Here is a 13,081-nt window from a genome sequence, read left to right as displayed (position 1 = left end):
TCTTTTCCGCAGGAAAGATAAGATGCGCGGCACATCTATTGTTCATTCCCGGAGTTGCTGCATGGATACCGTCTCGCTGGCCAAGCGCCGCTATACCACCAAAGCCTACGATGCCTCGCGCCGCATTCCCCAGGCCACCGTCGATGCCTTGCTCGAACAACTGCGCCACAGCCCGTCTTCAGTCAACTCGCAACCCTGGCACTTCATCGTCGCCGACAGCGCCGAAGGCAAGGCCCGCCTGGCCAAGAGCACGGCGGAGCGGTTTGCCTACAACTCGCCGAAATTGCTCGATGCCTCGCATGTGATCGTGTTTTGCACCCGCACCGAAATGACCGAAGCGCACCTGAACGGCGTGCTTGACCAGGAGGCCGCAGATGGCCGCTTCCGCGATGAGCAAGCGCGTGCTGCGCAGAACCAGAGCCGACGCTACTATGTCGACCTGCACCGCTTTGACCAGAAAGACGCGCAGCACTGGATGGAAAAGCAGACCTACCTGGCCCTGGGTACTGCCCTGCTGGGTGCGGCAGCACATGGGCTGGATGCCACGCCCATCGAGGGCTTCGACAGCCAGATCCTCGATGCCGAGCTTGGCTTGCGCGAGCGTGGCTTCACCAGCGTTGTGATCCTCAGCCTGGGCTATCGCAGCCAGACGGACTTCAACGCCGGCTTGAGCAAGTCGCGGTTGCCGGCTTCGCAGGTGTTCACTTTCCTCTGAAGCCGACGTGCGGCGGGGGCTACACCTCGTATAGCCGGCGGTTCCAGCGCCTGTTCACCACAATGCCGCCGACGCCGAAGCCAGTACTCGGGTAAACACTTCAAGCGCCTTGTCCACTTCGGCCTCGGTGGTGTAGCGGCCGATGCTCAAGCGCAGGCTGTTGCGTGCCTGGCGCTCATCCAGGCCCAGCGCCAGCAGCACATGCGAGGCTGCGTTGCTGGCCGAGTTGCAGGCCGAGGTGGTCGACAGCGCCAGCTCGCTGGCCAGCGCCGCACTGTTGAACCCCTGGCTGTCGATGCACAGGTTCAGGGTATGGGCGATGCGTTGGCTGGCGCAGCCGTTCAGAGAGACGCCGGGCAAGCCCAGCAGGCCTTCGCAAAGCCGCTTGGCCAACTGTTCAACGCGCACATGTTCGCTATCGCCAGGTTGGCCGGCGAGGGCAAAAGCGCTGCCCATGCCGGCGATCTGGTGCGTCGCCAGCGTGCCGGAGCGCAGGCCCTGCTCATGGCCGCCGCCGTGCATCTGCGCACGCATCAGCGCGCGCGCCCGAGGCCCGATGTAGAGCGCTCCGATGCCTTTTGGCCCGTATACCTTGTGCGCTGAAAAGGACATCAGGTCTACGGCCATCGTACTCAGGTCGATGGCCACCTTGCCCACCGCCTGCGCGGCGTCCACGTGCAGCAGGGCACCGTGGGCGCGCACATGTTCGCCAATAGTGGCAACGTCTGTGAGCGTACCCAGTTCATTGTTCACCGCCATCAGGGAGACCAGGCGCGTATCGGCGCGCAGTGCTGCTTGCACGTTTGCGGGCTGGATCAGGCCAGCCGCATCGGGTGCCAGGCGGGTCACGGCCCAGCCCTGGCGCTCCAGTTCGGCAACCGTGTCGAGCACCGCCTTGTGTTCGAGCTGGCTGGTGATCAGGTGCCCGGGCTGGCCGAGGCCCTGGGCAATGCCCTTGAGTGCCAAGTTGTTGGACTCGGTCGCCCCCGAGGTCCACACCAGCGCATCGGCCTGCGCGCCAACGCATTCGGCTACCTGCTCGCGGGCCTGTTCCACGGCGTGACGGGCGGCCTGGCCGAAGGCATGGCCACTGGACGCCGGGTTGCCGAAGTTGGCCTGGCTGCCCAGACAGGCGAGCATGGTTTCGATGACCCGGTCATCGACTGGAGTGGTGGCGGCGTAATCGAAGTAGAGCGGGGCGCTGGGCATTGGGGCGGGTCCGTGTCTGTCGCCGTGAAAGGGGCGATCGTCGAAGTAAGCGTACCCGCCGCTTTGAAGATGTTTTTTACTACCCGTCGCCAATTCGTCAAATGACTTGAAAAATAATTCCCTTTATCTGGTCCTCTGTAGAATATTTTTCTCTAGAGGGTGAGAGGTATGCCAAGTCCCTCACTCGTATGCTCATGCTGATTCCAGAACTCGCTCTTCCTCCGCAACCACGCGTTCGCACAACTCGATGATCTGCTCGCGCATCCAGCGGTTGGCGGGGTCCTGATCAGTGCTTTCATGCCAGTACAGGTGGGTTTCCAGGGCGGGAACCTCGACTGGCAATGGGTGGTAACGCAACTGGTGACGGCGGGCGAAGCGTTCCGGGACGGTCATCGCCATGTCGGTCTGCTGCAGCACCTGCGAGGCCATCAGGTAATGCTGCGAGCGCAGGGCGACCTTGCGCTGCACACCCATCTTGCCCAGCGCCAGGTCCACATAGCCCAGGCCGTTGCGCCGGCTGGAAATATGGATATGGGTCATGCCCAGATAACTGTCGAGGGTCAGCTTGCTGTCGGCCAGCGGGTGGCCTTGGCGCAGGGCGCAGACGTAGCGGTCTTGCATCAATTTGACGTGGCGTACCTGCGGGTCGGTGTTCAGCGGCGCGTCGATGGCGAAGTCCAGCCTGCCGGCGGCCAGTTCCTTGGTGGTCTCGCGGCGCTTGCACAGGAAGCTCTCGATCAACACGGCCGGTGCCAGGCGGCGCAGGCGCTGGAACAGCGGCGGCAAGATCACCGCCTCGGTCAGGTCGGTCATGCTGATGCGGAAGGTCTTGTTGGCCTGCTGGGGGTTGAAGATGCGGCTTTCCTGCACCGAGGTGCGCAGCAGCGCCAGGGCGTTGCGCACCGGGCCGATGATGTTCTGCGCCATGGGTGTGGGCACCATGCCTTGGGCAGTGCGTACGAACAGCGGGTCGTTGAAGGTTTCGCGCAACCGCGAAAGGGCGTTGGACACCGCTGGCTGGGTGATGCCGACAATCTGCCCGGCGCGGGTCAGGTTGGCTTCGGTGTAGATCGCGTCGAACACGATGAACAGGTTGAGGTCGACCTTGCTGAGGTTCATGGGCGCCGCTCTTTGTTGGAATTATCGGCCGATCATATATCGGTTATGAATGTTTATACACGCGGAAAATAGACTAGGTGGATGGGGGCTGGCTGCTCTAGGCTCTGGCCCATGTACTCCGAACCGTGAAGGTAGCCCCGATGGATTTCGCCTATTCGCCCAAGGTCCAGGCACTGCGCGAGCGCGTCAGCGCGTTCATGGACGCCCATGTCTACCCCGCCGAAGCGGTGTTCGAGCGCCAGGTCGCCGAGGGCGACCGCTGGCAGCCCACTGCAATCATGGAAGAGCTCAAGGCCAAGGCCCGTGCCGAGGGGCTGTGGAACCTGTTTCTGCCCGAATCGGAATACGGCGCCGGCCTGAGCAACCTGGAATACGCCCCGCTGGCGGAAATCATGGGCCGTTCGTTGCTCGGCCCGGAACCGTTCAACTGCTCTGCGCCGGACACCGGCAACATGGAAGTACTGGTGCGTTATGGCAGCGAGGCGCAAAAGCGCCAGTGGCTGGAGCCGCTGCTGCGGGGCGAGATCCGTTCGGCGTTCGCCATGACCGAACCGGACGTGGCTTCCTCGGACGCTACCAACATGGCCGCCACGGCCGTGCGTGACGGCGACCAATGGCTGATCAACGGCCGCAAATGGTGGACCTCCGGCGCTTGCGATCCGCGCTGCAAAGTGATGATTTTCATGGGCCTGTCCGATCCTGAGGGGCCGCGTCACCAGCAGCATTCGATGGTGCTGGTGCCCACCGATGCGCCCGGCGTGAAGATTGTCCGCCCGCTCCCGGTGTTCGGCTATGACGATGCCCCTCACGGCCATGCCGAAGTCCTGTTCGAGAACGTGCGGGTACCGTACGAAAACGTGCTCCTGGGCGAGGGCCGCGGTTTCGAGATTGCCCAGGGGCGCCTGGGCCCGGGCCGTATCCATCACTGCATGCGCTCGATCGGCATGGCCGAGCGCGCGCTGGAGCTGATGTGCAAGCGGGCGGTGGAACGCACCGCGTTTGGCCGGCCACTGGCACGCCTGGGCGGCAACGTCGACAAGATCGCCGACTCGCGCATGGAGATCGACATGGCCCGGCTGCTGACACTGAAAGCCGCCTATATGATGGACACGGTCGGCAACAAGGTCGCCCGCAGCGAGATCGCGCAGATCAAGGTGGTGGCGCCGAACGTGGCGTTGAAGGTGATCGACCGCGCCATCCAGATACATGGCGGGGCAGGGGTAAGCGGCGACTTCCCGCTGGCCTACATGTATGCCATGCAGCGCACCTTGCGCCTGGCCGACGGACCTGACGAGGTACACCGGGCGGCGATTGGCAAGTACGAGCTTGGCAAGTATGTGCCGGTGGAGATGTTGCGAAGCGGGCGATGAATTACTGACTTCATTGTCAGACTGAAGCCATGCGCTCTTACAGGTGAGCGTATTTCGGCCTTGCCGTATGCGTCTGGCTGCAGTCGGATGAATTATATTTGTGATGTAGGAAATTTGATTTTCTCCGCCAAGAAAACCCCCGGCTTGTTCTGCAAAACATACTTTGGCCCATTTGTAGGAAACATCTGATTTTCGACTCAGGCCACTTGTATCTCCCATGCTGATGTTAGGTTTTAACCTCAACTTCGTGCACGGGGAGTTTGCATATGCGCACCAGTCTAGAGGGAAAAGGTCAGGCAGTAGATGGCGATGTAACCACAACGGGGGCGGTGTGTATTGCCACGGATGCAGGCTATCTCGACGAGGGCCGAATGGTGCTGCGCGAAGGTGATCACACCACGCCATGCCCCCTGTGTGGCCAGGAAGGGATCATCGCCGAAGGGGCGGATTTCGTCATCTCTGACGGCCGGCATGTCGCCATGGATGGTGCTCTGGTCCTCTGTGGCTGCCCGCCGGGCAGTAATCGCGTGGTCGCACCGTTGAGTGGAGCATTTGTGCCGATGCGCTCCGTTGCCCGACATGCGCCTACCCATTTTGCCGAGGCATCAACCCCCGTCTACCCCGAACGTTTTTCTCAGTCCGCGGTAGGTGCGATGCCCGGTACTCTGGAGCCTGGGTTCTACGTTATTCCGCGGCGCATGTCGTTCCCGCAGGTGCTGCTTGAACTGGCCGAACACGATGCCACGTTACCAATTTCCCGGCTGCAGCGGCTCAATCCTACGTTCGAACAGGGGTTCAAGGCAGGGGAAATTTTCGTCATCGGTGACCCTGACAACGGTGACGCCTGCACTCGCGAGGAAGGCCAGCTGATGGCGGCGGCGCAGCACGCACGCCGTGCGCTGGCGGTGCTGGATTTCGCCGAAGCGGATTTCATGATGGCGCACCAGGCCGAGATTGCGGGGTTGCTCAGCAATGCCAGCCAGTCTATGGGCGTGGGCAAGGATATGCTGGACCAGGGTTTGAAGCAGGTCAGTGGCACGTTGACCAGGATCGAGCAGTTGCATCAGCGGGAATTCATGCGCCATGGCCACCTGAACAGTCCAGGGTTCTTCGCTGAACGGCGGCAGCTCTTGAAGCAGCTGGATGGACAGTTGAAAGTGGCATTCCTTAACAAGCAACTGAACCTGGGAAGCTATGAAAGGCTGAAGAAGAGTTTGAACATTTCGACCAAGAGCCTTGTACACCACTGGTCGAAGGCCGGCGGGCCGGGGCAGATTCCGGGGTATGCAACGCATCTGGACAAGGTGGCGCGGCTTGGCAATTTCCTGAAATATGGGGGGTACGCTGCAATTGGCCTGAGTGGGACCTCGTCCTATTTGAAAGTACAAGAGGTCTGTCGAAGTGGGGACGCGGAAGCCTGTGCAAAGATTCGATATGTTGAAACCGGATCGTTCAGTTTGGCGGTCGGGGGCGCATCAGCGGGGGCGGCATTGGCTGGTACTGCGGTGGGTACATTATGTGCCGTATTTACCGCAGGTACAGCAGGAATAGGTCTGCCAGTTTGTGGTCTCGTGGTTGCGGGAACAGGTGGTCTAGCAGGTGGAAAACTTGGAGAATTGCTGGGTGGGTCGTTCGGCGAATTCATCTATGAGGTATCTAATGATGAAATTTGAGAGCTGGCCGGTGGTAATGAAGTTGCTATTTGTAATTACCCCATTTGTCGTCTCTCTCCTTGGTGTATTGATTAATCTTTCTATTACGTTATCGCGCGACTTCCATGTCGTCTGCTCTGCGATTACCAGCAATCCGTATATGGAACGGCTAAAAATATCCTGGGGGACGTCAAACCTGAAATGGCGTTGGATGTTGGTCTGCAGTATCGGCGGTCTTGTCACATTTCCGGGGCTAGCTTTGCGCTCTGGCAATCTGAATGTCGATGAGTTGAGGGCATTTCCTTCAAAGCTGAAACGAAAGCTTGGAATTTCGGCGTGGTTGTCAATTATCGGGTTTGTCTGGATTGCGGTTGCAGCCGCAGTAGTCGAACTGTCCAGAGCGTAGCGGAATGGTCAATCTCGATCCGGGCGGCTTCTAGGTGGCATACGCCTCTAAAGAAGTGATCTCTGCGCGAATTCGATCAGCCCCGCATTTGCGGATCTGCCTCGTTACTGAACGCAACATTGGAATTAGCGGGCTGTCTGGGTTGAGCGTCCTTGATGTTGCCTCCTCCGCTCGCATCTTGACCAACGGATATGCATTAAAGTGTAAGCTCAACAATTTTGTAGGAAACATCTGAATTTCTTTTACAGGCACTTGAAGCGCCCTTGGTGATGTTAGGTTTTCCAACCTGAATCATGCAAAGGGAGCTTGAACATGCGCGTCATCCTGGAAGGAAAAGGTCAGGCAGTCGACGGTGATGCAACCACGAAGGCTGGTGAGCAGATTTATGAGATTACAGATGATTGACTTCGATAGCTGGCCGCCCGCTTTGAAATTATTATTTCTTATCGTCCCGTTCGTCAGTGGGTTCGCAGGGCTTGCTCTGAACGCGCAAATTGCAATGTCACAAGATTTCAAAATTGCCTTGTCAGCTATTCAAAGCAACCCCTACTTAGAGCAAATGAAGCCCATTTGGGGAAAGGGAGGCTTGAGATCTCGATGCCTGCTTATAAGCGTGGTGAGCGCTTTGGTCACGTTCCCTACGTTCCATATTTACATGGGCTGGCTTGACCAAAACGAGCTAAAGAGCTTTCCTTCATATTTGCAGCGAAAAATGGTTGTGGGGTTGTGGCTGAATTTCTTTGCTGTTTTCTGGACGCTGATTGGTTACTTCATTATAAGAGGTGAGTAGTCCGAATTGGCGCGAGTTTATGCACTGCGGCCAACTGAATAGTCGTGGTTATCCCCGAGTGTCGACAGTTGCTGCAGCAGCTGGATGGGCCAGTTGAAAGTGGCATTCCTTAACAAGCAACTGAACCTGGGAAGCTATGAAAGGCTGAAGAAGAGTTTGAACATTTCGACCAAGAGCCTTGTACACCACTGGTCGAAGGCCGGCGGGCCGGGGCAGATTCCGGGGTATGCAACGCATCTGGACAAGGTGGCGCGGCTTAGCAAGTACCTTCAATATGGTGGGTATGCTGCGATTGGGTTGGGGGGTGCTTCTTCATATTTAAAAGTGCAAGAGGTTTGTCGCGCTGGTGAGACTGAAGACTGTAAAAAGGTCAGACTAACCGAGACGGGAGGTTTTGCTACTGGAACCGCCGGAGCGATAGTTGCCACCTTAGGAGCAAACCTCGTATCCGGAACAATTTGTGCCGCTGTTACCATGGGCTCGGCAGGTCTGGCTGCACCGGTATGCGGCATAGTGCTGGTGGGCGCCAGCGGCATGGCTGGGGGAGTGCTGGGCGGGAAGCTCGGTGAGTCCGTAGGCGAGTTTATTTACGAGGCAACCAGTGATTGACATTACTGGCTGGCAACCACTTGCTAAAGTCGCGATTCTATTAAGTCCGTTTGCTATCAGCATACCTGGACTAGTCCTTAGTGCTGTCTCGACATTGACCAAAGATTATGATGTCGCGTGCTCGGCCATCACCAGTAACCCCTATTTTGAAAGCATCAAGTGCTATTGGGGTTCTGGGTCATTCAAGTGGCGCTGGATGACGCTATGTACGGTAAGTGGGCTAGTGGCATTTCCATGGCTAGCGCTGCGAATGGGTCAACTGGATGCTGGTGAGTTAAATGCGTTTCCGCAAAAGCTTAAACGCAGGTTGAAGATTTCTGCCTGGCTAAACATGACCGGACTCATATGGATGGTGATTGTATGGGCGTTATTCAAGTTCAAGTAGGGGTAATCAGACCCGCATCTGCGGGTCTTCCTCTTTCTGGCCGGCTTTACGATCGGCATTTGTAGCTTGCCCGAGCGCCTGATCTACGACAGCCACCTTCTCCCCCCGCGTCTTGACCAACGAAACCACCACTCCACCCAGCAACAGCCCGAACGTCACCCCCAACGACAGCAATGCTGGCACCTTGCCCACCATGCCGTGATAGAAAATCTTGCACCCAATGAAGATCAACACCAGCGCCAACGCATACTTGAGGTAAACGAAGCGGTGCATCAGCGCCGACAGGGCGAAGTACAGCGAGCGCAAGCCAAGAATGGCAAAGATGTTCGAGGTATAGACGATGAACGGGTCCTGGGTAATGGCGAAGATCGCCGGGACGCTGTCGACGGCGAACACCAGGTCGGCCAGCTCGATCAGCACCAGCGCCAGGAACAGTGGGGTGGCATAGCGCAGCGCCTTGCTGTGCCCGGGCGGCGTCTGGCGCACGAAGAAGTGCGAGCCGTGTATCTGGTCGGTGACCCGCATGTGCCGGCGCACGAACTTCAGGATCGGGTTGTTGGCCAGGTCCGGGTGGCTGTCTTCCTTCGACAGCGCCATTTTCACCCCGGTAAACAGCAGGAAGGCGCCGAAGATGTACAGCACCCAGGCAAAATTCTGCACCAGCGCAGCGCCTACACCAATCATGATCGCCCGCAGGAACACGACGCCGAGGATGCCCCAGAACAGGACCCGGTGCTGGTAGCGGCGGGGGATGGCGAAGTAGCTGAAGATCATCGCCATGACGAACACGTTGTCCATCGACAGCGACTGTTCGACCAGGAAACCGGTGTAGAACTCCAGCGCCGACTGCGCCCCGAGCTGATACCACACTCCGGCGCCGAACAGCACGCCGACGCTGAAATAGCCCGAATACAGCAGCAGGCTTTCGCGCATTTCGATTTCCCGGTCCTGGCGGTGCAGCACGCCCAGGTCGAGCACCAGCAAACCGACGACGATGGCCATGAACACCAGCCACAACCAGGCGCTGGTACCGAGAAACGGGGTGGTGAGGAATGCCTGCAGAGCTGTCATGAGCCCCTCCTTGAATGTCGACGTTGCATGGCAACAGTGATCCGACATCACGGCGTGGCAGCCGTCAGAGGGGCCCGGTATCACATGAGCTTGAGCCTAGACCCGTTTGCCGATGATGCCGAATGGGGAGCTGTTACATTTCTTTGCCAGGCCGCTCCTACACAGGAATGTGCGCAGGCTTGTAAATCAGTACACCCACACTTCGACCCGCCGGTTGCGCAGTCGCCCTTGCTCCAATTCATTCCCGGCGACCGGCAGCTCATCGCCCATGCCTGTCACCTCCAGTACGGCCACACCATCGCGTGCCAGTTCGCGGCGCACTGCCTGGGCGCGCAGGCGCGAGAGCAGGGCGGCGCGGCCGGGTGTTTCCTTGGGGTCGCCAAACCCCACCAGCACGGTCTTGCTCTGCAGTTTGCCGGCCTGGCGCAGGTACTCGGCGACCCGCTGCACGTCACGCAGCGCCTTGTTGTCGAGGCTGGCACTGCCTTCCTGGAAGCGGAAGTTCACACTCAAACGCTGCGCCTGTTGCGCCAGGGTGCGATAGCGCGGCGGCATGCTGGCCTGGGGCGGCACAGGCTGCGCCTTTATCTGCTGCGAAACGAAGCCATGCTGGGCGACGATCGCCTGGCCTGCGGGGCTCTGGGCAAACTCGGCCAGGGCCTTGGCCTGCGGCCTGGGGTTGGCTGGCAGGTAGAAATACAGGCGCCGCGACAGCGGGTAGTCCTCGCTGGCCACCAGCGCCCGCTGCGGCAACATGGCCGGCGCGTCGCCTTCGGCTACCGCCAGTACCTTGGCCCCGTGCACTGCGGCCAGGCTGCTGAAGCCGATGGCCTGGCGGTCGGTGCTCACCCCTGCAGCCAGATCGTCGCTGGACTCGAAACGCCGTGCCACGGCCGAAAGTTCCTCATGCTGAGGCTCCAGCACCAGCGCCTTGAAGGTTTCATAAGTGCCGGAACGATCGTCACGGGCGTACAGATGAATAGCCCCGCCGGCGATGCCCAATTGCTCCCAGCGCTGGATCTGCCCAGAGAAAATCTGCGCCAGTTGCCTTGTGGTGAGTTGCGGCAGCGGGTTGTCGGGGTGGACGATGACTGCCACCCCATCCAGGCCGATGACTTGTTCGGCGGCCGCTGCGCGCAGGTCGCCCAGGGCCCGCAGCTGGCGTGCTTCGCGGTCATTGACCGGCCGCGAGGCGGCCGCCAGGTCGGCCTCGCCACGGCCGAGGGCGACGAAGCCGGTGCTGGAACCGTGGGCGGCGATATCGATGCGCATCGGCTGCCCAAGCGCATCGCGCGCGGTGATCACGGTTTCGTTGGCCAGCTTGCCTGGCTGCTGTTCGATGGCAGTGGCTTGTTGCGCCCGGAGTTGCCCTTGCACGAGGGCAGGCAACAGCGCTGCGCCGATGGTGTTGGAGCCTTGCACGCGCAAATGGCTGGGTTCGGCCAAGGTCGCTAGCGGTATCAGGGTGAGCAGCAAGACAAGCAGGCGGGGCATGTCGGGTGGCCCTGTGGCATAGAGTTGGCCGGCAGATTACGACAGTCGCGTGATGATAATGTGACGGCTTGGCCTGATGCCCGTCAGTGGCGTTAGTGGGGCTGCTGCGCAGCCCTATCGCCGGCAAGCCAGCTCCCACCTCGACCGCATTACCCTTCAGCCATGCGCTACACTGTGGGAGCTGGCTTGCCAGCGATGAGGCAGCAGGAATAGCAGCCATGCGCTACTCCTGTGGGAGCTGGCTTGCCGGCGATAGGGCCGCAAGGCGGCCCCGGCGATCTCAATGCGCCCCGGCCGATTTGCTCAGGTCACTCTCGGCCCATTCGGTATAAATGCAGGCATCCGCCACCGCCCAGCGCACCTTCACGCTATCGCCCGGCTGCATCGGCATCCCCGCAGCCGACAGCGCCTTCACCGTCAGCTCGGTACCGCCCGCAGTCACCACATGGCAGGTCTGGCTCTCACCCAGGAACAGCACCTCGCCCACCTTGGCACTGACCTCGTTCCAACCCGCCGGCAGCGGCTCGCGCGCCGCCTGTTCGACGGTCAGGGCCAAGGCCTTTTCCGGGCGCACCATGATCAGGGCATCCTGCGCAGCGGCCAGGCCTGCGGTCAGGCGAATGGCCACCGATTGGCCCTCGAAGCTGCCCGCGCCATTGCTGCTGGCCTTGATCCGCAGGAAGTTGGAGTTGCCCAGGAACGAGGCCACGAAGGCATTCGGCGGGTTCTGGTACAAGTCGTAGCCAGTGCCCAGGCCAACGATCTTGCCGTGGCTGAAGATGGCGATGCGCTGGGACAGGCGCATGGCTTCTTCCTGGTCGTGGGTGACGTAGACGATGGTGATGCCCAGCCGGCGGTGCAGTTGGCGCAGTTCGTCCTGCAGGTCTTCACGCAGCTTCTTGTCCAGCGCGCCGAGCGGTTCGTCCATCAGCAGGATGCGCGGCTCGTACACCAGGGCCCGGGCAATCGCCACGCGCTGCTGCTGGCCGCCGGACATTTGCGCGGGCTTGCGGTGGGCGAACTTGTCCAGCTGCACCAGCTTGAGCATCGCCTCGACACGCTTGTTGGTCTCGGCGCTGCTCAGCTTGCGGATAGCCAGGGGGAACGCGATGTTGTCGCGCACGTTCAGGTGCGGGAACAGCGAATAGCGCTGGAACACCATGCCGATATCACGCTTGTGTGGCGGCACGTTCACCAGCGACTGGCCCTCTACCAAAATCTCGCCGCTGCTGGGGGTTTCGAAACCGGCCAGCATCGACAGGGTGGTGGATTTGCCCGAGCCGCTGGAACCCAGGAAGGTCAGGAACTCGCCGTCCTGGATCTCCAGGTCGAGGTTGTCCACGGCGGCAAAGTCGCCGTAGTGCTTGTTCAGGCCGCGCAGGCTGACCAGGGTCTTGCCGTGCGCGTTGTCGTTGATCACTGCACTCATTGTTGTTTTCTCCGCGCGCTCAGGCGTTGACTTCGGTGCGCCGGCGCAAGGCGGCGGCAATGAACATGACAAGCAGCGACAGGCCGATCAGCAGGGTCGAGGCCACGGCGATGACCGGGCTCAGGTCCTGGCGCAGGGTGGTCCACATCTTCACAGGCAGGGTCTGCAGGTCGGGGCTGGCCATCATCACGCTCAGCACCACCTCATCCCACGACACCAGGAAGGCGAACAGGCCGCCGGCGATCATGCCCGGGCGAATGGCCGGGAATGTCACCTTGAAGATCGCCTGCAACCGCGAAGCGCCGCAGATCACCGCAGCATCTTCGATCGACTGGTCGAACAGCTTCAGCGAGTTGATGATCGAGATGATGGTGAAGGGCAGGGCGACGATCACGTGGCTGACCACAAAAGCGAACAGCGTGCCGGTGTAGCCGAGCTTGAGGAACAGCGCGTACACCGCCACCGCGATGATCACCAGCGGCACAATCATCGGCATGGTGAACAGCCCGTACAGCAGCTCGCGGCCGGGGAAGCGGCCACGCACCAAGGCGAACGCGCTGGGCAGGCCCAGCAGCACGGCGGCGATGGTGGTCAGCACGGCCACTTTCAGGCTGGCCAGTGCGGCGTCCATCCACTCCGGGTTGGAGAAGAACTGGCCGTACCATTTGAAGGTCCAGCCCGGCGGCGGGAACACCAGCCATTGCGACGAGCCGAACGACAGCAACACGATGAACACCACCGGCAGCAGCAGGAAGGCCGCGATGACCCCGGTGGTCAGGTACAGGCCGGTACGCAGCGGGCGGCCCATGGCATTGGGAGACAGGAGCATGGT

General features: G+C 60.5%; 12 protein-coding genes. 6 read left to right on the top strand and 6 right to left on the bottom strand.

Translation table 11 applies throughout. The features are described from left to right. Positions 1 to 61 precede the first annotated feature (61 nt). Positions 62 to 715, top strand: a complete 654-nt coding sequence (nfsB, locus tag AC5O5R_RS17580) for an oxygen-insensitive NAD(P)H nitroreductase (protein WP_172230965.1) — start codon at positions 62 to 64, stop codon at positions 713 to 715. Between the two features lie 54 nt (positions 716 to 769). On the opposite strand, the gene AC5O5R_RS17575 is transcribed toward nfsB, so the two are convergent. Both AC5O5R_RS17575 and AC5O5R_RS17570 read right to left on the bottom strand, forming a co-directional pair. After that, the gene (locus tag AC5O5R_RS17575) at positions 770 to 1,924 is read right to left on the bottom strand and encodes a cysteine desulfurase family protein (protein WP_172230962.1); all 1,155 of its coding nucleotides are present in this window, start codon (positions 1,922 to 1,924) and stop codon (positions 770 to 772) included. A gap of 192 nt (positions 1,925 to 2,116) precedes the next feature. After that, entirely contained in the window at positions 2,117 to 3,043 is a 927-nt protein-coding gene (locus AC5O5R_RS17570) for a LysR family transcriptional regulator (RefSeq protein ID WP_172230959.1), read from the bottom strand. 140 nt (positions 3,044 to 3,183) lie between these two features. On the opposite strand from AC5O5R_RS17570, the gene AC5O5R_RS17565 reads away from it, so the two are divergent. The 5 genes from AC5O5R_RS17565 to AC5O5R_RS17545 all read left to right on the top strand — a co-directional run bounded on the left by AC5O5R_RS17565 (position 3,184) and on the right by AC5O5R_RS17545 (position 7,870). Next, positions 3,184 to 4,413, top strand: coding sequence for an acyl-CoA dehydrogenase (locus tag AC5O5R_RS17565; protein ID WP_494514622.1), 1,230 nt, complete (start codon positions 3,184 to 3,186; stop codon positions 4,411 to 4,413). Between the two features lie 266 nt (positions 4,414 to 4,679). Beyond that, entirely contained in the window at positions 4,680 to 6,086 is a 1,407-nt protein-coding gene (locus AC5O5R_RS17560) for a PAAR domain-containing protein (protein ID WP_494514621.1), read from the top strand. Further along, positions 6,076 to 6,471, top strand: coding sequence for a hypothetical protein (locus AC5O5R_RS17555; protein WP_172232403.1), 396 nt, complete (start codon positions 6,076 to 6,078; stop codon positions 6,469 to 6,471). The genes AC5O5R_RS17560 and AC5O5R_RS17555 overlap by 11 nt, the downstream gene beginning before the upstream one ends. Before the next feature lie 397 nt (positions 6,472 to 6,868). Then, on the top strand, positions 6,869 to 7,261 hold the full coding sequence (locus tag AC5O5R_RS17550) for a hypothetical protein (protein WP_172232406.1): 393 nt from the start codon (positions 6,869 to 6,871) through the stop codon (positions 7,259 to 7,261). A gap of 84 nt (positions 7,262 to 7,345) precedes the next feature. Continuing rightward, a complete protein-coding gene (locus tag AC5O5R_RS17545) occupies positions 7,346 to 7,870 on the top strand; it encodes a hypothetical protein (RefSeq protein ID WP_494514620.1) in 525 nt (174 codons plus the stop codon). 391 nt (positions 7,871 to 8,261) lie between these two features. Here AC5O5R_RS17545 and AC5O5R_RS17540 read toward each other — a convergent pair whose 3' ends face one another. The 4 genes from AC5O5R_RS17540 to AC5O5R_RS17525 form a co-directional block, all read right to left on the bottom strand. Then, positions 8,262 to 9,326, bottom strand: a complete 1,065-nt coding sequence (locus AC5O5R_RS17540; RefSeq protein ID WP_172287181.1) for a TerC family protein — start codon at positions 9,324 to 9,326, stop codon at positions 8,262 to 8,264. 186 nt (positions 9,327 to 9,512) lie between these two features. Then, positions 9,513 to 10,820 (bottom strand): substrate-binding domain-containing protein, encoded by a 1,308-nt coding sequence (locus tag AC5O5R_RS17535; protein WP_172228798.1) that lies wholly within the window; start codon positions 10,818 to 10,820, stop codon positions 9,513 to 9,515. Positions 10,821 to 11,100: 280 nt separating this feature from the next. Beyond that, positions 11,101 to 12,249, bottom strand: coding sequence for an ABC transporter ATP-binding protein (locus tag AC5O5R_RS17530; RefSeq protein ID WP_172228800.1), 1,149 nt, complete (start codon positions 12,247 to 12,249; stop codon positions 11,101 to 11,103). Positions 12,250 to 12,268: 19 nt separating this feature from the next. Further along, complete coding sequence (locus AC5O5R_RS17525) at positions 12,269 to 13,078, bottom strand: ABC transporter permease (protein ID WP_172228802.1); 810 nt, start codon at positions 13,076 to 13,078, stop codon at positions 12,269 to 12,271. Positions 13,079 to 13,081 lie beyond the last annotated feature (3 nt).

Source organism: Pseudomonas sp. 8_5_2 (assembly GCF_059295255.1).
Note: the sequence above shows the minus strand (reverse complement) of the source record. Positions and strands in the feature narration are given on the sequence as shown.